The following is a 17,481-nucleotide window of genomic DNA, read 5'->3' on the forward strand; positions in this document are numbered from 1 at the left end:
AAATCTAATTAGGAGCTGATTAAATGAAGCATTACCGTGTAAAACCTGAAAGCGCGTATTACCAAGCCATTTTAAAAGCCCGTGACGCTGAAAAGAAGTTAATTGAGATTACACAAGCTGTCCGTAAAGAGTTTGATTTACCTGAGTGTGACCAATACAGTGTTTCACCTCAATACAACAGATCAAGGCATTTTACTTAGCACTAGTTGAAAAAGAAGGGCTACAAAATATTGATACAGAACGAATGGCGAACTTCTCATATGGCATCATGCGAAGACAGCACGAAACATTAGAACGCTTAAATGGGCTAGATACGATGTACATCATATCTGATGCAGATTTCAGATTCGGTGCACTTGGCTACTTAGAAGAAATCACTGAAGCCGAATACGTCAAAGCCTATCTTGCAGCAATTGAAGCTAAGGAGGCAAAAGATAATGACAGCACAAAAGTTTGAAGTTGGTCAACGTGTATGGGTCTCAGTAAGAAATCGCTTAGAGCAATCAAAGCCGTTTATCACTGAATATTTGATTACTAGTGTAAACAAGCTGTACATTTCTGCAAGACCGATCAATCAGATGTATGAGCGTAAATTCCTTAAACGAACACTCACGAATACGGCGAAAATTAAATGTAAATATGAGTACAAGTTGTGGGCAGAAGTAGAAGACTTCTGGAAAGCTGTAGAGGAGGGGATGTACGGTGGCAAAAACTAAGAAATATCAACCTTTAGTAGTTGGTCAACATGTTTGGATAGAGTCTATAGAGAGGTTTTTACGACAAGAGAAACGTTCAATAGATGAACATGAAATCATCGAAGTGAATAATACAAGTGCTTATGCAATGCGATTAGATTTAATCGAAAAATACAAAGATGGAATACTCGAAAGAAAACACTTAGCTGAGCGTATCAAACAACGTACCTATGAAGTGAAGCCCAGTGGATGGGGAACACCTTACCGTTTATGGCTCTCAAAAGAAGCTTTTGAAGCATCTGTGCAACGACAAAGTGATACAAAGATAGCTCGCAAAAAAGCTCATGAATTAGTTGATAAAATGAACCTGTCCAAACTAAAAAAATTTCTAGGTGGTGAATTAGATGGATGAGTTACTTAAGAAGATTGAAGCGTTAGAAGCCAGAGTTAAAGTACTTGAGGATGCTCGTTCGTATGTTGGTCAAAAGCTTAAAAATTTCTACTGTAATGGTGCTTTTGGAAGAGTATACGACTTAGAAGATGCAGAAATTATTATAGATAGTGGTTTACGTATTGAAGTACGTACTACAGAAGGTTATTACAGATGGACTGAATTTGAAAATTATGAAGAAAAACATACAGATTTAGCAATATGGCTTACTGGTGTTGAGGATGATGAATAGAAAGGAGGAGACAGCAATCAGAACTCTCAATATCGACATTGAAACCTATTCAAGCTATGACCTTAAAAGAGTTGGTGTCTACAAGTACTGCGAAGCTCCTGACTTTGACATACTCATCTTTGCTTATTCAGTGGATGGACGACCAACAAAAACTATTGAGCTTGCTAATGGTGAAAAAATTCCAGAGGATATTTTATTCGCTTTAACGAATCCAAAGATTTTAAAGAAAGCGTTCAATGCACAGTTCGAGCGTATTGCATTAGGTGAATATTTGAAACGTAATTTTCCTGATGCATTATCACTTTTAAACAAAGATTACTCTTTGAACTACCTAAATCCTAAACAGTGGCGCTGTACAATGGTCGATGCCATGAAAGCAGGACTACCAGCAACATTAAAAGGTGCAGCTCTCGCATTAGAGCTAGATGAACAAAAAGATAGTGCAGGTACACATCTGATTAACTTTTTCAGTAAACCACGAAAGCCGACCAAGAATGACAAACGGACTCGTAATATGCCTGAAGATGACTTGGAAAAGTGGAATGCTTTTGTTGAGTATTGCCGACAAGACGTTGAAACAGAAAAGGCAGTCGGTTATGCAGTGGATCCGTACCTCAATCTTGGTAGTAAATCGGACAAGTTTGAAATGGCACTGTATCACCTGGACCAAGAAATCAACGACAGAGGCGTACTACTAGATATGTCGGTGGTTGACGGTGCACTAGCAATTGATGAAACTTACAAAGCTAAGTTAATGGAATGGGGCAAGAAAATCACATGGTTAGAAAATCCCAACAGCCCTAAACAGCTCATGGAATGGTTCAAAGAACAAGGCTTAGAGCTTCCAAATCTCACAAAAGATACTGTGAAAACTTACATTCAAAAGACTGATGGTGACATCAAAACAATGCTTGAAATCCGGCAGGAGCTGTCTAAAACAAGTACAGCGAAGTTTGTAACAATGAAAGCTGCAGTTTGTGCAGATGGACGAGTAAGAGGTTTACTTCAGTTTTACGGTGCTTCTCGAACAGGCAGATGGGCAGGAAGGTTGGTACAGGTGCAAAACCTTCCACAAAACAAGATTTCTGATATAAATATTGCTCGGGAAATAGTTGAAAATTCTGATTTATTAACACTAGAACTGTTATATGACCAAGTACCTTTTGTTTTATCGCAACTTATTCGAACTGCTTTCATACCTGTTGACGAAAAGACATTTGCAGTGAGTGATTTTAGTGCAATTGAAGCCCGAGTAATTGCTTGGCTTGCAGGAGAGAAATGGCGATTAGAAGTGTTTAATACGCACGGCAAGATTTATGAAGCATCAGCAGCACAGATGTTTAAAGTACCGATTGAAACGATTGATAAAGGTTCACCGTTGCGCCAAAAAGGTAAAGTTGCTGAACTAGCGCTTGGTTATCAAGGCGGGGAAAATGCACTTATCTCAATGGGTGCACTTGAAATGGGTATCGCACAATTAGAACTTAAACCACTGGTTGATGCATGGAGAAAAGCCAATCCAAAAATTAAAACATTGTGGTGGGATATTGAAGCTGCTGCAATTAGAGCTATCGAGAATCCTAGTGAGGTCATTTCATTTAATAAGGGTATGAAATTCTTTATGCTTCACGGTTCACTCATGATGCAGTTACCAAGTGGCCGTAGACTCTGCTATTACAAAGCGAGATTACAAGATCATCAGAAGTTTGAAGGTAAACAAGAAATTGTCTTTTGGGGTGTTGATGGTACATCAAAAGCTTGGTGTGAAACTTCTACTTATGGTGGGAAATTAACCGAGAACGCAGTTCAAGCAATTGCTCGCGACTGCTTAGCAATGTCCATGTTGCGACTTGATAAAGAAGGTTATCCAATCGTTATGCACATCCATGATGAAGCTGTGATGGAATCCGACGTTGATACAATTGCAATCATTGAAGAAATCATGGGCCGATCTATCAGCTGGGCAGAGGGGTTACCTTTAGAAGCTGATGGCTTTGAAACACCATTTTATAAAAAAGATTAGGAGGGAAAGAATTATGTCATTTGACTACGGGCTTGATGGAGTAAATTGCAGAAATTCTTATATAACAGAAAATTACAAAGTTGAAGACTTGGTGAATGCCTATAACCGTGAGTGTCTATACGCTTCTAGTGAAGATATGAGAGATGCAGTTTTAGGTGCTGAAATTGCAAACCTTGAATTTGCTATTGATAAAGCAATCGATGAAGGTGATCGTTACAACTTTCTTGTTTTATCTGGTCAATTAAAAGACCTACTAGCGATAGCAGGTGAAGCTTATGAAGTTTAACGAGTGGATTGCACAAGAAGTAAAACGCTGTGAATTTGAAATTGGGGTCTATAAGAAAGCTGTTGATGAAAAACAATTAGAGTTAAAAGAGGCACAGCAGCAAAAGCGTGAAATCGGTCGTAAAGATATTATGAATAGCAAATTACACGACAAAGCCGATGCAAGTATTTTTTCAATAAAGGCTAGCATTGAGGATTTGAAATCCAAAATTAGCGTTCGTAAATCTAAGATTACTGAATACAAAAGCCTTAACAAAATGAAGCCTGTACGCTTGAAAACTGGTGCCGTTGTTAACTCCAAAATTGTTGATGAAATGATTAAGAAGTTAACAGGCAAGTATTGGTCAATTGAATTCACACAGTACCAAGATGGGCTACAAATCGCTTATATCAATACACGCACGGGTTCAAAAGGTAGTTTCAAAGTTTATCTTATGGTTGTCATATCTGATGCCGTTGAGCTCCCATTATTCGAAAAAGGAGAGGTCAAAGAATGTTCGATACACTCATGAAACATGCAAAGCACTTCACGAATTTAGATCATCTAAAAGAATCTGCTCATGTTGTGCACATTGATGTGGACGGAAATCTGTTTATGACTGATTCAATAATCGGGGTGCTAGCAAAGGACGTATGTCCTGATAATCCAAATCGCACGATTGCTTTAGACGGTAAGCCTTCAAAAGTGCCAGTGTTTAATTATTCTAAGTTCTTTGGATATGAGATAACAGAAACGCTTCTGTTAGATTTGAAGGAAATGCTGCTTTTAACACAAGGATTGGAGGCAGTGAAAAAGGTTGAAGGTGTGTCACCGTTAGGTGCTTTTCGATTTGAAACTGAGAGCGATCAATACAAAATATTCTATCAAGGTATCGAGTTTATTAGTACCTACAATTTGATGGATAAGAAACCAAAACAGAATGATGTAGATATTCGCTTTGACGTTTCGCTATTAACGAAAGCTTTTAAGTTGCTAAAGGATTTAGGCATACAAACATGTAAGATGCAGTTTTCAAGCAGTATGCGACCTTGTTACTTCAGTTCTGATGATGAATTAGTACGTGTAGTTGTGATGCCTTGTAGGTCTTATTAGATAAATATTGTACAGAGAGGATGAAGAATAATTGAACATGAGAGACGCAATGGAATTAACGAAAAAGTATTCAAAGTGTCCAGCATGCGGTAACGATAAAGTAGGGGGAGAACCATCACAAGGAGCTTTAATAATTGGTGATGAAATATTCACACGTAGTTGTAAATGTGGTTGGTCTGTAACTGTAGATCAAAGAATTAAACATATAGCAACTCTTACAAAACGTAGAAGTGGAAAATTAGTTGGAGGCGTTTATGAGGTTCGCATACATGGTTATGGGCATAAGTATTTACCTTTACTGGAACTTAAAGAAAAATCGGGTGTAAAGAGAATAGATCATAATTCAAAAATTGAGGAATGGCTTAATAGCCAAGAAGGTCGGAAATGGGCATTGGAAGTACCAGCAGCAAGTGCTTACTAGATAGAAATTGTGCAGTAAGAGTGAGCTTTTGAATAGTTAATTAAACATGTGCTCTTCTTTTTGTGATAAGTGATCCTGATAGCAACACAATCCCTAAAATTAAATACCATCCCTTTCCTTCGTAAGAAATCATAAGGATAAGCTCCCACAAATTTGAAGGACCTGAATTAGGACTATCACTGAATGGATAAGCAAAGATAAAAGGGAAAAGACCTAAGAATGTAACGAATAATCCAGAAATAAATAATAGCATTGAAATTTTTTTCATAAAAAATCCTCCTATCTAGATAATTTCATTTTAACATGAATTATTGGCGTAATGAGTAACTGGATTTACTGCAAAATATGAGGATTAAAGGAAAGTAGCTCCACCAAAAAGATGGAGCTCAAAAATAGCCTAATAGTGTAATTAGATCATTTTGGTAGTTATCATATGTAGTCCAGTTTAATAAATCTATTACTTCTTTTGCTAAGTTTATAGCATGTAGTTGTATGCCTAAATTATTAAAACAGTTGACAATGGGTGCTCTGTAAATACCTTCTTCGTAATGTAAAGACTGATTTCTTCCCTGCCAAATAATATTTTTAACAGGCTCATTACTTATGATTCTACCTGAAGAGCAGTTATCTAGATTTCCATGGACGATGCTAATACCTTGTTTTGCTATTTGTAAAAGCGCACCAGATAGAGCCTTTATTGATTCTTCTTTAGATGAAATGGATATTTTCAAATTATTAATTTTAGTTTCAACCCGATCAATTTGATCTCTAACCTTTGCTTGAAGTGCGAAAGCATGCATAACTTGATGTTCATTAAAATGATCATCCGGGTCAAAATCTTTTCTTCTAAAATCTGCATACAAAAACTGATGATGTCCTTTTAAAGAATTCAAAGTAGAAAATAAATCCTGTAATGCAATCTCTTCTGTTCGTATTAAATCTATTAAACTACTTGCTGCGTATTTTGTTTGGACTAAATAATCATTCAAATGTGTTACCTCCAATTCATAATCATTAAATGATTATATATGAAAGAGGTAGTATTTAACAGAAAAGGGGCCAGGTTTATGAAACAGATTATAAGAATCATCCGCAAAGTGGATATTGAACGTCAGTACCGCCACATGTTAGCACTTGAACAAGATTACGAACTTGCTAGTTTGTCACAAGCTATGAAAGATAATAACAGCGCTGAAATCATTCGCAGTAAAAACCGTCTTAAAGCTATACACGATGAGCTAGAGGATATGAAAATCTACAGCTAGAAAGAAGGGAGTTAAATGGATCGGAACGAAGCAAAAGCCAAACGTAAAAAGTTAGGGTTACAAGAACGGAAATTAACTGAGAAACATTGTGACAAGTGTCCAAACAAAGGCCAAGATGTTACTGCTTGTGAAGGGTGTCCGATCTTCAGCAAAATAACGAATATTGGGAAGAAGTACATTACTGTAACTAGGCAGTATCGGAAAGCTAACCAGATTAAAGAAATCGATGATTCAATCATAGAACCAGTGAAACAAAGAGCGAAATCAGTTGTAGGACTTGCTTGGCATGAGTGGAAGCAAACAGCACAAACCCATGGCGTTAGTAGAGCATTATTTAGTGCTCGTATGAAAACAGGGATGAGTCCACAGACAGCAGCAACAAAGCCTTTGCAGAATAGGCGATTTACTAATGAACAAATCTGCACTGCACTAAGTAATGGCCTTAGTTACGTTACCATAATTAATAGGGTAAAACGTGGGTGGTCTGTTGAAGATGCTATTACTGTACCAGCTCAAAAAAGAACGCGGCAGAAAGGATTGAACCCATGAACCATGAATATTTTATAAAGCAACGTATATCATTGCTTCGGCAGATAGATATGCTAACAGAATCCAAATATCCAGGTATTACTCCTTACCGCGAAATCGGCCAACAACTGGATGAAAACATAATAGCCATAAGAGCGCTACGTACTAACACACAACCTGCAAAAGCAGTCATAAGAACTATGGTCACGCATCAACCAGTACTAGTGAAAAAACTTGAAAGTGAAGGTGTGAAAATGACACAAGCAATTACAGTGGAAATGTATCATGATTTCAAAGCCCAGGGATTAATTGATAAAGCTATTCGTGAAAAAGTTGGGCTGGATAACAATAAGTTTTATAAATTTAAACAGGATAACGGACTTATTGGCACGTATGGTAGACAAGCTCAATCAGAAGACAAAGCCGAAACTACACCAACGTTAAGGGAAAAAAGCATTAAGACTCCTGAAATTGATACAAACCGTGTTGCTATCCTTGAAAAAGAATTAGGCGATCTAAAATCGCAATTTAAAGAAGCATTGACTTTTATTGAATCTCTAAAAACGGAGAATACAGCATTAAATGAACAGCTATGGGGTAATCGTCTGCAAGTGTTATATGCAAAACAGGCAGAGCTTGAAAACTTTATCGCTGAAAAGCATGGGTTAAATACCCAGGATTATTTAGAGGAACAACAGCTCTCAATCTTAGTTGAATTAGCAGAATCAGCTAATGAGTGGCAAGCCTTCAAGTATTGGAAGCAGAACAAGAAAGTCAATCGTGAAAATTTGTTAGAAGAAACAGTAGATGTCCTACATTTAATTTTAGCACGCGGCATTGCACTTGGCTGGTACGTTACAACTATTAAAGCATTGAAGAAAAAATCAATTACAGGACAGTATATTGCACTTATGCAAACGATTGTAACCAATGAAGAAAGTTCAGTTACTTATGCAATAGCATTCAACCTGTTCGCTGGTTTAGTTGAGATGTTAGGCTTCACTTGGTTAGAAGTCGAAGCAGCTTACGCTAAAAAGCATCAGGAGAACATTGATAGACAAAACAATGATTACTAGTTTTATTATGCGAAAAATATAAACCGTTGGTTTATAATAGGGGTTGAAAACATGCACCAAAAAGAATATGACAACCTGCTAATAGAAGTGAAAGGGCTTCGCGAAAAGCTTGTGCAGATGGATGAACAACTTCGAGAATATCGTCAGCTTTTATCTGATAGCGAGGCTCTTTTCAAAGATGAAATATACAAAGAGTACAAGGCTTTACAAACTGATCGTGCTAAGGTTCGCAATGAACTTAAATATAAAAATGTTCGAATTACTGAACTGCAAAGGTTTATGAGCTTTGAACGTAAGAAAGAACGTGAGAAACGTGAAGATGCATTTCACTTTAAGTTCCACGATGCAGCTAAATCTATTTTGAGTGAAGCTGATTATCAACTGATTTTAAAAATGGTATTGGAGAGTGAATGAATTGTTCAAGCATACAAAAACTTGGCTAGCTAAAAAGTTAGACGTAAAAAGAACTACACAATCAATTAACCGTAGGATAACACCAGAAGAAACGTCTGAACAAGAAGCCATTGCAGAGTATAAGGATTTGCTACTTAAACAGGAGTACAAAATATGTGAGCTGGAAGGTGAAATTACTTCTTTGAAAATATCAAATTCTATTTGTGAAGTAAGGATAGAAGCCTATGAAGCTCAACAGTCAAATAGTATTTTGGTAGATATCCAGCAACTGTTTGCGAATCAAACAAACAAAGGTATACGCAAGTACGGTGAGTCAGTTCGTGCAGATAACCTAACACAAGTGGAATGGTGCCAACATGCGTTAGAGGAACATGCTGATAGTATGGTGTATTTGATGGCCTTGAAAAAGTCATTAGAGGAGAGTGAATCAAATGGATTTAAAACAAGCTGAAGCTGTAATCGAACGCCGTGAAAACGGAGATATGGTGTATGAACAAGAGTACATTGACGCTCTGGAAGTGGTAAATGAGCAAATGACTAAACAAGTCACACACTGGAAAGCTGAAGCCTTGTCTGCTCGTACAGCTTTGAAATATGCACAAATGTATAGCCGTACGAGCATAAAGGATAAAATTATTTAATTTGGGTAAATAGGCTAGCTATTATTTTAAACAGCATTTACCAAATTCCATACCAAAAGTAGTTACTTTCCATATAGATTCGACAAATATTATTTCAGATGGTCGTAACCCTTTTTTAATTCTTTCAATATTTTTCAAGTCTTGTTTTTTCTTGAGTTCATTTAATAAATTATGATTATATAATTTTTCATAGCACTCTTTATTTGTATAAGCAACTCCATGAGTAAGCTTAATAAGCCCTAATCTTACTAAATTATCCAATGAAGCAGAATATTGATTTAAATTTTTTATGTTTAATTCAGGGAAAGGATAAAAAGTTTCTACGATATTCTTACCACCTGTTTTGTTTTGAACTCTAATTCGCCCAGCACCTATTTTGGGGGATGTACTTTTATCCCTAATCTGCTCCTTGAAAAGAGTATTGAATATTTGAGCATCAAAAGAAGATAATTGCTTAATTATTTCTACAAAAGCTGGAACTGTACTATTTGCGTATTCCTTATTTACTGATGCAGCAATAAGTTTAGCAAACATCACTCTAATAGTTTCCTCCTCAATGTAATACTTTGAGGATTCTAATGCAGGTCCTACTACAGCTAATTTGGGCTCAACAATATCATCATTATCGATCTTAGCTACTTCTACAGCTATTTCTCTCTTGAAGTCCTCAATATTTTGCTCTGCTCTCGCCCTCTTCTTTGCAAGAGGGGCGAAAACAAGATAGAAAATGTCCTCCAAACCTTTACCAATCTGTTGTGCCGGAGGTAGAAGTACAGCTTTAGTAACATCTGCCGGAACTTTAATTGATTGTGAAATATCTTTAAAAAAACTATTTTCTTCTGACATAAAAAAAAACACCTCGCTATTTTAGTAATATTATAGCGAATTTTGGTAAAAAAGGGAATGTAAATAATTAAATAGATAGAAAGCTAATAATCTCAAAAGAAAGGATTGAAACACATGCAGCAGTCAGCAGATAAACCAAAAAAGATTGCAATACAGCATGATGGCATGCTGACGATTGCAACAGCAACATCCCGTAGATCAACAGCATGGAAGAACACTGACATGTCGTACAGTGACTTCCTGAAAAAGCTGTCTACAACTGTACGTACAAAAGAATCACTTGGAGAGTATATGAAGCTCTCAAAAGACGAGCAAGGTTCCATTAAAGACGTAGGAGGCTTTGTAGGCGGTAGCTTAAAAGGTGGTCGAAGAAAGGCTGATAGCGTAGCCTGGCGACAACTGATTACATTAGATGCTGACTTCATCCAAGGCGATTTCTGGGACGGGGTAACAGCGTTCTTTGATAATGCTTGTGCCATTTATAGCACACACAAGCATACACCTAATAAGCCGCGTATACGTTTAATCATTCCTTTGTCTCGACCTGTGTCAGCAGAGGAATATGTAGCTGTTGCAAAGAAGCTTGCTGATATTTTTGGTATTGATTATTTCGATGATACAACCTATCAACCGCATCGTTTAATGTACTGGCCATCTACAGCGAATGACGGTGAATACGTATTCGATTACCAGGATGCGAAGTGGTTAGACCCAGCCGAGATATTAAAGATGTACAACGATTGGCGAGATCCAGCAGAATGGCCTGAATCCAGTCGGCAACGCGAAAGCCGAAAGAAAATGGCTGACAAGCAAGGCGACCCATTAACGAAACCTGGTATGGTTGGTGCCTTCTGTCGTACGTACACAATCACTGAAGTAATTGAAACGTTTTTATCAGATGTTTACTCTGATGCAGGTGATGGTCGCTACACGTTTAACGGTGGTTCCACAACAGGTGGTCTAGTACTCTATGATGATGTGTTCGCTTACAGCCATCACGGTACTGACCCAGTAAGTGAACAGCTGGTAAACGCTTATGATTTAGTCCGGTTGCATCTATTCAATGATTTAGATGAGGATGCAAAAGAAGGCACGCCAGTCAATCGGTTACCATCAGCAAAGGCAATGAACGATAAAGTTCGTTCTCTTGATAAAGTGAAAATGATGCTCGCAGATGAACGAATAAAAAGTGCTGCTGAGGACTTCGACATTGAAGATGATACAGAATCAGATAGCACTGAAAAGCCACAAGATGATGGGATGTGGAAGGCGAAATTCGATATTAATAAAGCTGGTGAGCTTGAAGTTACGGCAAAGAATCTAAAGTTGATTTTAGAAAATGATCCGCATCTTAAAGGATGTTTCGCCTTCAATGAGTTTAGTAGACAGCCTGAAGTACTAAGAGACTTACCTTGGCGTAAGAAAGAAAAGGGTGTTGGCTGGTCCAACGGTGATGATGAGGACTTACGCAACTATTTAGATATGGTTTGGTCGATTACAGGTAGCTCTAAGGTTGCAGATGCATTAGGTGGTGTGCAACGTGCAAATACGTTCCATCCTGTGCGTGATTACCTGAATAGCTTAGAGTGGGATGGAATAAATCGTGTTGATAAGTTGTTAATAGATTACTTAGGGGCTAGTGATTCGGAGTATGTTCGAACAGTGACTCGCATGACATTGGTTGCAGCAGTTGCACGCATCTACGAACCTGGTTGCAAATACGATTTCATGTTAACACTTGTCGGTCCACAAGGGCTTGGTAAATCAATGCTGTTTAATATGTTAGGACGTGAATGGTTTAGTGACAGCTTAACATCGATTCATGGAAAAGAAGCCTATGAAAGCTTGCATGGCGTGTGGATTATGGAAATGGGTGAGCTTGCGGCAACAAAGAAAAGTGAAGTGGAAACGATTAAACAATTCTTATCGAAACAGGTTGACCGTTATCGTGTTGCTTATGGTAAACGTCCAGAAGAATTTCCACGCCAGTGCATCTTTATTGGTACAACTAATGAACACGAGTTTCTTCGTGACCGAACAGGAAACCGTCGGTTTCTACCAGTGGAAGTGCAAGCAAATAGTAAGCGTAAATGGAAAGAGCTTGATTCTGAAAAAGGGAGCTTAGAAATCGATCAGTTATGGGCAGAAGCAGTGCATCTGTATAGAAGTGGTTCACCTTTATACTTGGATGAGGCGATGGCGGCCGAGGCACTTAATATGCAGTTAGCCCATACAGTAGAGTCGACATATGCCGGACAAATTCTTAGCTTCTTGGAAAAACCGATTACATCAGATTGGTATAAAAAGTCGATTAACGACCGCAAATTAGCTATGCGAGAAAACGATTTTTCTGATGAATTTACAGAGGAAGAAGAGGAGCTTCTTGAAAATAATGAAGCACTTGAAAAGCAAAAACCTGATGTAAGATTACGAGAAAAAGTATGTGCATTAGAAATTTGGTGCGAGTGTTTAGGGAAGGATAGAGGTTCGTTTCCGATGCATGAAAGTCGGGAAATAAATTCGATTTTAGCTACTTTACCAGGATGGAAACCTCACAAATCTACCCTAAAATTCGGTGGGGAGTACGGCACACAAAGGGCATTTATACGTGTTGATTAGTAACAACTCTTACAAAATGTAGGGTAAACAAACCTTAAAATTAACGGCAACAAAGTCGTAAAACGGCAACGAATGTTAATGCACTAGCGTAATAAAGTGGGTAAACAAAGGCAACAAGGGTAAACGAATATTTTACGTGTCTGTTGCCGTCTTGAACCCTTGCGGTTATTACATTTCTTTATATAAGTAAACAAAGTAAACAAATAATATCTATAGAGTGTATTTATATTAATTAGGTATATAGTATAGGTAATATATGGATTATACATATACCTAATACGCCTAAATCAATAATACTCTATACGTGTGTGTATGTTTGTTGCCTTGTTTACCTTTCACATCGGAGGTTAAAAACAGACATGAGAGAATCGCAAATTGAAAATTATTTGAAACGAGAAATAGAAAAATTAGGAGGGCTTTGTTATAAGTTTGTAAGCCCGGGAAATAGAGGTGTACCTGATCGGCTAATCATTCTTCCAAATGGACAAGTCATTTTTGTAGAGTTAAAAAATGAAACAGGTAAGCTTTCACCGATTCAAGTAAAAACGATAGAAACACTAAAAGAATTAAAGTGTAGAGTTTTTTGTTTGAATTCTAAACCGTTGGTTGATAAACTAATAGCAGAATTGAGGGTTGAACTATGACAAACTTCATCCCCCACGCATACCAAAAGGTTGCGATTGAGCGAATTATTGAAAACGAAGCCTACGCCTTATTACTAGACATGGGGCTAGGTAAAACTGTGTCGACACTAACGGCAGTTGATGAATTAAAAAATGATTACTTTGAAGTCGAAAAGGTGTTAGTGATTGCACCTAAACGTGTGGCAGAAGATACATGGTCACGAGAGGTTGCCAAATGGGAGCACCTGAGACATTTAAAAATAAGCAAGGTTCTAGGCCCAGAACAACAAAGACGAAAAGCCCTTCAAAAACAGGCTGACATTTACGTGATTAACCGTGAAAATGTTGAATGGCTTGTAACGTACTACGAGAACGGAAAGACTTGGCCGTTTGACATGATGGTCATTGATGAATTATCAAGTTTTAAGAATCCAAGTTCTAAGCGATTTAAAGCACTTCGTAAAGTGAGAACTCGGACGAAACGAGTAGTAGGGTTAACTGGAACGCCAGCACCAAACAGTTTGATTGATTTGTGGTCACAGATTTACTTAATTGACACAGGTGAGCGATTAGAAAAATCATTTACAGCGTACAAGCGTAAGTATTTTATTCAGGATCCATACCGCATCTATCACACAGAATTACGAGAAGGTGCAGAGCAGCAAATTTACGAAAAGATTGAAGACGTATGTTTGTCCATGAAAGCGAAAGATTACCTGAAGGATTTACCTGCAGCCGTAATGAATATCGTTGAACTAGACTTAGCGCCAAAAGAGAGAGAACTGTACAATCAGCTGGAAAAGGATTCGTTATTGCAATTTGCAGATGGTGATATTGTGGCGACAACAGCAGCTGTTTTGAGTAATAAGCTCTTACAGCTATCTAGTGGGGCAGCATACAACGATAACGATGGTGTGCAAATCATTCATAGCGTAAAGTTGGATGCCTTAGAAGAGATTGTTGAGGGATCACAAGGTAAGGCTGTTTTAGTTTTTTATAACTACAAACATGATGTAGAACGTATCAAGAAGAAGTTTAAACAAGCAAAAGAACTAGAAGACTCTAATACAATCGAGAAGTGGAACAACGGAGAAATTGAATTACTTTTAGCACATCCAGCAAGCGCAGGCCACGGACTGAACATGCAGGATGGTGGACACACGATTGTATGGTATGGCCTGAGTTGGTCGTTAGAGCTTTACATGCAAGCTAATGCAAGACTTCACCGACAAGGGCAAAAGGAAACTGTCGTAATCCATCACCTGGTGTTGAAAGACAGCATAGACGAGCGCGTAATGAGTGTGTTGCAAGGTAAAGAGCAACAACAGGAAGCGTTGATGGATGCCGTTAAAGCCCGCATGAGCGAGGTGTTGGGTATTGATTGATTTAATCTTAGAATACAAAAAGGCTAAGAAATCTATGGAGCGAGATAAGGCAAAGATGGACGGCCCTTTGAAGATTGAAATAGCCAATCAAATCATAGCTGATATGGATTATGCGATACGGTGGATGAAAACAGGAGAACAGCCAGATGCATATAGCCGAGCTGTAGAATCAAAGTCAGCATATTCCCGAAGAGCATTACTAGACTTAGAAATATTCCCTTGTCTTGATATAACGCCTACAGCTGATAGGATCATCAGTGATAATCGTAAACGAGCAGTAATGCAAGTAATTCAACACCTAACTGAACGACAGCTAACATGTTTTTTACTGCATACAGCTCACATGAGAAGCATGCAAGAGATAGCTGATGAGTTAGGGATTGCTAAAAGCACAGTTCAAGAACATCTGGACAATGCAGAAAAGAAAATCAAAAATATTGCTGTAAATATTCAGCTTGAAGCATAACACCCGTACGAAACCCATACGAGCCAACATATATAGTGAAGGGGTAAAATATCGATGAAAATGATGAAAGCCCTACAAATAAGCCATTCACGCATAAAGCGTGGGTGGTTTTTTAGTTAATCCGAGTACATAAAAAATCCTAATCAGGAACGGAAGTGAGTTGTTTATGACATGACAAACTGGAACGATATTCGAAACGAATGGGAAACATCAAAGATTACATTAATTGAGCTAGCAGAAAAACATGGTGTAAAAGAGGGAACGTTGAAAAGCAGGAAAAGCCGAGAAGGGTGGAAGAAGGTTGCAACCCAAAAAGATGCATCCAAAAATAAAAAGATGCAACCATCCAAAAAAGATGCTACATCTAAACCACCTAGAAAGCGTTCAGGTAACCCGAACCCAAGTCATCGATTTCCGAAGCACAACGACTATGGTAAGACGCATGGACTGTTCGCAAAGTACCTTCCTGACGAAACACAGGAGATTATCGAAGCAATGAATGCGAAGTCTGCTGCTGACTTAATGTGGGATCAAATCACAATTCAATACGCTGCAATCTTACGAGCGCAGAAAATCATGCATGTTGAATCAAAAGACGAAATGATTAAAGAGCTGAAACGTGAGAAGTTGCAAGGTGGTAAAAATCCATCTCAAGAAACTGAATATGAGTTCCAGTTTGCTTGGGAACGACAAGCGCAACTCCTTACAGCTCAATCAAGGGCAATTAGTGAATTGCGTACTTCAATCAACCATTTTATTAAGCTGGCTGATGAAGCCGATGAAAGACGATTGAAGTTAGAGCAGATGCAGCTATCCATTGATAAGACGAAAGTGGAAATCGATAAGCTTGGTAAAGATGAACAAACAGGCCCGATTGAAATTAAAATTGTAGGCAAAAAACGCGACTAAATTTATGCAAGAAATCGTGGGAAATAAAAATACTTAGGTTGCTTAAAGCCTGGTAAATCAATAATGTATAAAAACTTGCATAATCAATAATAATCGGTGTTTTAGAAACGTTGATACAATAGTGTTTGAGAAATTATTAACTTCCGAAAACCAAAATTATGTAAACCTAAAACGAATACTAAATTCAAGAAATGTATAAGGAGTTGAGACGATTGACTACAGTAAAAGAGGTAAACCCGCATTTTGAAGATTTTCTTTTTGACTGGAACCAAAAGTTTCAGCTCTTAGTTGGCGGTTATGGTTCTTCAAAGTCCTATCATGCAGCTTTAAAGATTACGCTAAAAGCTTTAGAAGAGAAACGTACTATCCTGGTTGTTCGTGAAGTTTACGACACGCACCGTGATAGTACGTTTTCTTTGTTTAGCGAAATTATTGAGGATCTACAGCTAGCAAGCAAAGTGAAAATCGGTAGTTCACCAATGCAAATCAAATTTCCTAATGGCTCAAAGATTATCTTTCGAGGTATGGATAAGCCGGAGAAGTTGAAATCGATAAACAACATTTCACTCGTTTGGTTAGAAGAGTGCAGTGAAATCAAGTACACAGGATTTAAAGAGCTACTAGGGCGATTACGACATCCAAGTTTGCCATTGTACATGATTCTTTCAACCAACCCTGTGTCAAAAGGGAATTGGGTGTACAAACATTTCTTCAAGAACGAAATTGAAGATTATCATGTGCTGGATGATGAAGAGCTTTATACGCAGAAGACCATAGTGATTCCAAAAAAGCAAAGTTCGGATATTCCAACAGACATCTACTATCATCACTCAACTGCTGACGATAATCTTTTTCTACCTGAAAGTTATATTGACCAGCTGGACGAGATGAAATCATATGATCCAGATTTACACAGAATTGCACGCAAAGGGAGATTTGGTGTGAACGGAAAGTTAGTACTACCACAATTTGAAATAAAGCATCATGACCAGGTGATGGCTGAAATAGCATCTATTCGTAAACCGATACGTAAAAACGGCATGGACTTCGGTTTTGTTGATTCATACAATGCAGTTTTGCGTATGGTGGTTGACCATGAAAAAAAGTGGTTGTATATCTACGAGGAATACTATAAGCGAGGCATGACGGACGACAAAACAGCAGATGAGCTTGAGGAGTTAGGGCTTAAGAAATCAATTATTAAAGCTGATAACGCTGAGCCGAAAACAATTGCTTATTTTAAACAGCGTGGCTTCCGTATGTATTCCTGTAAAAAGCTCACACGAGTTGAGAATACAAAGAAGATGAAACGTTTTAAGCGCATCATCTGTTCTGATGCTTGCGTTAATACGATACGTGAATTGAAGGAGCTAACATTCAAGAAAGACCCTAAAACTGATGAAATCATTGAGGATGAATTCAATATTGATCCCCATACATTTTCAGCAATGTGGTACGGCTTAGATGACTACGAGGTGGCAAGTGTGAAAGGTGCCAATTCAAAATAAG

General features: G+C 37.9%; 25 protein-coding genes. 22 read left to right on the top strand and 3 right to left on the bottom strand.

The window, feature by feature from the left end:
• The first annotated feature begins 23 nt into the window (after window positions 1-23).
• Genes ACQKNX_RS02145 through ACQKNX_RS02190 form a run of 10 tightly spaced genes read left to right on the top strand, consistent with a single transcriptional unit; the run spans window position 24 to window position 5,200 of the window.
• Window positions 24-200 (top strand): hypothetical protein, encoded by a 177-nt coding sequence (locus ACQKNX_RS02145; protein WP_427427356.1) that lies wholly within the window; start codon window positions 24-26, stop codon window positions 198-200.
• A 44-nt stretch (window positions 201-244) separates the two neighbouring features.
• Window positions 245-457 (top strand): hypothetical protein, encoded by a 213-nt coding sequence (locus ACQKNX_RS02150; protein WP_427427357.1) that lies wholly within the window; start codon window positions 245-247, stop codon window positions 455-457.
• Window positions 438-716 (top strand): hypothetical protein, encoded by a 279-nt coding sequence (locus ACQKNX_RS02155; RefSeq protein ID WP_427427358.1) that lies wholly within the window; start codon window positions 438-440, stop codon window positions 714-716. The genes ACQKNX_RS02150 and ACQKNX_RS02155 overlap by 20 nt, the downstream gene beginning before the upstream one ends.
• Complete coding sequence (locus tag ACQKNX_RS02160; RefSeq protein WP_427427359.1) at window positions 703-1,107, top strand: hypothetical protein; 405 nt, start codon at window positions 703-705, stop codon at window positions 1,105-1,107. The genes ACQKNX_RS02155 and ACQKNX_RS02160 overlap by 14 nt, the downstream gene beginning before the upstream one ends.
• Window positions 1,100-1,378 carry a hypothetical protein gene (locus tag ACQKNX_RS02165; protein WP_427427360.1) on the top strand — a complete coding sequence of 93 codons (279 nt, stop codon included), beginning with the start codon at window positions 1,100-1,102 and terminating at the stop codon, window positions 1,376-1,378. The genes ACQKNX_RS02160 and ACQKNX_RS02165 overlap by 8 nt, the downstream gene beginning before the upstream one ends.
• Window positions 1,368-3,401: a DNA polymerase gene (locus ACQKNX_RS02170; protein ID WP_427427361.1), complete on the top strand. Its 2,034-nt coding sequence runs from the start codon at window positions 1,368-1,370 to the stop codon at window positions 3,399-3,401. The genes ACQKNX_RS02165 and ACQKNX_RS02170 overlap by 11 nt, the downstream gene beginning before the upstream one ends.
• Window positions 3,402-3,414: 13 nt before the next feature.
• Window positions 3,415-3,687, top strand: a complete 273-nt coding sequence (locus tag ACQKNX_RS02175) for a hypothetical protein (RefSeq protein ID WP_427427362.1) — start codon at window positions 3,415-3,417, stop codon at window positions 3,685-3,687.
• A complete protein-coding gene (locus ACQKNX_RS02180; RefSeq protein WP_427427363.1) occupies window positions 3,677-4,198 on the top strand; it encodes a hypothetical protein in 522 nt (173 codons plus the stop codon). The genes ACQKNX_RS02175 and ACQKNX_RS02180 overlap by 11 nt, the downstream gene beginning before the upstream one ends.
• Window positions 4,180-4,779, top strand: coding sequence for a hypothetical protein (locus ACQKNX_RS02185; protein WP_427427364.1), 600 nt, complete (start codon window positions 4,180-4,182; stop codon window positions 4,777-4,779). The genes ACQKNX_RS02180 and ACQKNX_RS02185 overlap by 19 nt, the downstream gene beginning before the upstream one ends.
• Window positions 4,780-4,816: 37 nt before the next feature.
• Entirely contained in the window at window positions 4,817-5,200 is a 384-nt protein-coding gene (locus ACQKNX_RS02190) for a DUF3797 domain-containing protein (RefSeq protein WP_427428252.1), read from the top strand.
• A gap of 40 nt (window positions 5,201-5,240) precedes the next feature.
• Here the strand turns inward: ACQKNX_RS02190 and ACQKNX_RS02195 are convergent, their stop codons facing one another.
• Together ACQKNX_RS02195 and ACQKNX_RS02200 are read right to left on the bottom strand one after the other, a co-directional pair.
• Entirely contained in the window at window positions 5,241-5,468 is a 228-nt protein-coding gene (locus tag ACQKNX_RS02195; RefSeq protein WP_427427365.1) for a hypothetical protein, read from the bottom strand.
• Between the two features lie 118 nt (window positions 5,469-5,586).
• Complete coding sequence (locus ACQKNX_RS02200) at window positions 5,587-6,189, bottom strand: hypothetical protein (protein ID WP_427427366.1); 603 nt, start codon at window positions 6,187-6,189, stop codon at window positions 5,587-5,589.
• Window positions 6,190-6,267: 78 nt separating this feature from the next.
• Here ACQKNX_RS02200 and ACQKNX_RS02205 point away from each other — a divergent pair, with 78 nt between their 5' ends.
• From ACQKNX_RS02205 to ACQKNX_RS02230, 6 genes are read left to right on the top strand one after another with little or no spacing between them, the layout of a single operon-like run.
• Window positions 6,268-6,465: a hypothetical protein gene (locus ACQKNX_RS02205; RefSeq protein WP_427427367.1), complete on the top strand. Its 198-nt coding sequence runs from the start codon at window positions 6,268-6,270 to the stop codon at window positions 6,463-6,465.
• A gap of 15 nt (window positions 6,466-6,480) precedes the next feature.
• Window positions 6,481-7,014 carry a hypothetical protein gene (locus ACQKNX_RS02210; protein WP_427427368.1) on the top strand — a complete coding sequence of 178 codons (534 nt, stop codon included), beginning with the start codon at window positions 6,481-6,483 and terminating at the stop codon, window positions 7,012-7,014.
• Window positions 7,011-8,069, top strand: coding sequence for a dUTP diphosphatase (locus tag ACQKNX_RS02215; RefSeq protein WP_427427369.1), 1,059 nt, complete (start codon window positions 7,011-7,013; stop codon window positions 8,067-8,069). Before ACQKNX_RS02210 ends, ACQKNX_RS02215 begins: the two co-directional genes overlap by 4 nt.
• A 51-nt stretch (window positions 8,070-8,120) precedes the next feature.
• Window positions 8,121-8,483, top strand: coding sequence for a hypothetical protein (locus ACQKNX_RS02220; RefSeq protein WP_427427370.1), 363 nt, complete (start codon window positions 8,121-8,123; stop codon window positions 8,481-8,483).
• Between the two features lies 1 nt (window position 8,484).
• The gene (locus ACQKNX_RS02225) at window positions 8,485-8,934 is read left to right on the top strand and encodes a hypothetical protein (protein ID WP_427427371.1); all 450 of its coding nucleotides are present in this window, start codon (window positions 8,485-8,487) and stop codon (window positions 8,932-8,934) included.
• Window positions 8,915-9,124, top strand: a complete 210-nt coding sequence (locus tag ACQKNX_RS02230) for a hypothetical protein (RefSeq protein WP_427427372.1) — start codon at window positions 8,915-8,917, stop codon at window positions 9,122-9,124. The genes ACQKNX_RS02225 and ACQKNX_RS02230 overlap by 20 nt, the downstream gene beginning before the upstream one ends.
• A gap of 21 nt (window positions 9,125-9,145) precedes the next feature.
• On the opposite strand, the gene ACQKNX_RS02235 is transcribed toward ACQKNX_RS02230, so the two are convergent.
• Complete coding sequence (locus ACQKNX_RS02235; RefSeq protein WP_427427373.1) at window positions 9,146-9,970, bottom strand: DUF4393 domain-containing protein; 825 nt, start codon at window positions 9,968-9,970, stop codon at window positions 9,146-9,148.
• Window positions 9,971-10,084: 114 nt separating this feature from the next.
• Between ACQKNX_RS02235 and ACQKNX_RS02240 the strand changes: the two genes are divergently transcribed.
• From ACQKNX_RS02240 to ACQKNX_RS02265, 6 genes are all read left to right on the top strand, one after another.
• Window positions 10,085-12,589: a VapE domain-containing protein gene (locus ACQKNX_RS02240; protein WP_427427374.1), complete on the top strand. Its 2,505-nt coding sequence runs from the start codon at window positions 10,085-10,087 to the stop codon at window positions 12,587-12,589.
• A 359-nt stretch (window positions 12,590-12,948) separates the two neighbouring features.
• Complete coding sequence (locus ACQKNX_RS02245; RefSeq protein WP_427427375.1) at window positions 12,949-13,233, top strand: VRR-NUC domain-containing protein; 285 nt, start codon at window positions 12,949-12,951, stop codon at window positions 13,231-13,233.
• The gene (locus ACQKNX_RS02250) at window positions 13,230-14,597 is read left to right on the top strand and encodes a DEAD/DEAH box helicase (RefSeq protein WP_427427376.1); all 1,368 of its coding nucleotides are present in this window, start codon (window positions 13,230-13,232) and stop codon (window positions 14,595-14,597) included. The genes ACQKNX_RS02245 and ACQKNX_RS02250 overlap by 4 nt, the downstream gene beginning before the upstream one ends.
• 34 nt (window positions 14,598-14,631) lie before the next feature.
• Window positions 14,632-15,063 (top strand): sigma factor-like helix-turn-helix DNA-binding protein, encoded by a 432-nt coding sequence (locus ACQKNX_RS02255; RefSeq protein ID WP_427427377.1) that lies wholly within the window; start codon window positions 14,632-14,634, stop codon window positions 15,061-15,063.
• Window positions 15,064-15,234: 171 nt separating this feature from the next.
• Window positions 15,235-15,972, top strand: a complete 738-nt coding sequence (gene terS, locus ACQKNX_RS02260; RefSeq protein ID WP_427427378.1) for a phage terminase small subunit — start codon at window positions 15,235-15,237, stop codon at window positions 15,970-15,972.
• 212 nt (window positions 15,973-16,184) lie between these two features.
• Window positions 16,185-17,480, top strand: coding sequence for a PBSX family phage terminase large subunit (locus ACQKNX_RS02265; protein ID WP_427427379.1), 1,296 nt, complete (start codon window positions 16,185-16,187; stop codon window positions 17,478-17,480).
• Window position 17,481 lies beyond the last annotated feature (1 nt).

It is taken from the genome of Lysinibacillus sp. NPDC093712, assembly GCF_050280025.1.
GTDB lineage: Bacteria > Bacillota > Bacilli > Bacillales_A > Planococcaceae > Lysinibacillus.

Excerpts from the sequence above, each read along its gene's own strand:
- ACQKNX_RS02145 (WP_427427356.1), top strand. The coding sequence starts at position 24 with ATGAAGCATTACCGTGTAAAACCTGAAAGCGCGTATTACCAAGCCATT.
- ACQKNX_RS02250 (WP_427427376.1), top strand. The coding sequence starts at position 13,230 with ATGACAAACTTCATCCCCCACGCATACCAAAAGGTTGCGATTGAGCGA.
- ACQKNX_RS02215 (WP_427427369.1), top strand. The coding sequence starts at position 7,011 with ATGAACCATGAATATTTTATAAAGCAACGTATATCATTGCTTCGGCAG.
- ACQKNX_RS02245 (WP_427427375.1), top strand. The coding sequence starts at position 12,949 with ATGAGAGAATCGCAAATTGAAAATTATTTGAAACGAGAAATAGAAAAA.
- ACQKNX_RS02185 (WP_427427364.1), top strand. The coding sequence starts at position 4,180 with ATGTTCGATACACTCATGAAACATGCAAAGCACTTCACGAATTTAGAT.
- ACQKNX_RS02205 (WP_427427367.1), top strand. The coding sequence starts at position 6,268 with ATGAAACAGATTATAAGAATCATCCGCAAAGTGGATATTGAACGTCAG.
- ACQKNX_RS02165 (WP_427427360.1), top strand. The coding sequence starts at position 1,100 with ATGGATGAGTTACTTAAGAAGATTGAAGCGTTAGAAGCCAGAGTTAAA.
- ACQKNX_RS02190 (WP_427428252.1), top strand. The coding sequence starts at position 4,817 with ATGAGAGACGCAATGGAATTAACGAAAAAGTATTCAAAGTGTCCAGCA.
- ACQKNX_RS02220 (WP_427427370.1), top strand. The coding sequence starts at position 8,121 with ATGCACCAAAAAGAATATGACAACCTGCTAATAGAAGTGAAAGGGCTT.
- ACQKNX_RS02150 (WP_427427357.1), top strand. The coding sequence starts at position 245 with ATGGCGAACTTCTCATATGGCATCATGCGAAGACAGCACGAAACATTA.
- ACQKNX_RS02240 (WP_427427374.1), top strand. The coding sequence starts at position 10,085 with ATGCAGCAGTCAGCAGATAAACCAAAAAAGATTGCAATACAGCATGAT.
- terS (WP_427427378.1), top strand. The coding sequence starts at position 15,235 with ATGACAAACTGGAACGATATTCGAAACGAATGGGAAACATCAAAGATT.
- ACQKNX_RS02175 (WP_427427362.1), top strand. The coding sequence starts at position 3,415 with ATGTCATTTGACTACGGGCTTGATGGAGTAAATTGCAGAAATTCTTAT.
- ACQKNX_RS02255 (WP_427427377.1), top strand. The coding sequence starts at position 14,632 with ATGGAGCGAGATAAGGCAAAGATGGACGGCCCTTTGAAGATTGAAATA.
- ACQKNX_RS02235 (WP_427427373.1), bottom strand. The coding sequence starts at position 9,970 with ATGTCAGAAGAAAATAGTTTTTTTAAAGATATTTCACAATCAATTAAA.
- ACQKNX_RS02180 (WP_427427363.1), top strand. The coding sequence starts at position 3,677 with ATGAAGTTTAACGAGTGGATTGCACAAGAAGTAAAACGCTGTGAATTT.
- ACQKNX_RS02155 (WP_427427358.1), top strand. The coding sequence starts at position 438 with ATGACAGCACAAAAGTTTGAAGTTGGTCAACGTGTATGGGTCTCAGTA.
- ACQKNX_RS02230 (WP_427427372.1), top strand. The coding sequence starts at position 8,915 with ATGGATTTAAAACAAGCTGAAGCTGTAATCGAACGCCGTGAAAACGGA.
- ACQKNX_RS02195 (WP_427427365.1), bottom strand. The coding sequence starts at position 5,468 with ATGAAAAAAATTTCAATGCTATTATTTATTTCTGGATTATTCGTTACA.
- ACQKNX_RS02210 (WP_427427368.1), top strand. The coding sequence starts at position 6,481 with ATGGATCGGAACGAAGCAAAAGCCAAACGTAAAAAGTTAGGGTTACAA.
- ACQKNX_RS02170 (WP_427427361.1), top strand. The coding sequence starts at position 1,368 with ATGATGAATAGAAAGGAGGAGACAGCAATCAGAACTCTCAATATCGAC.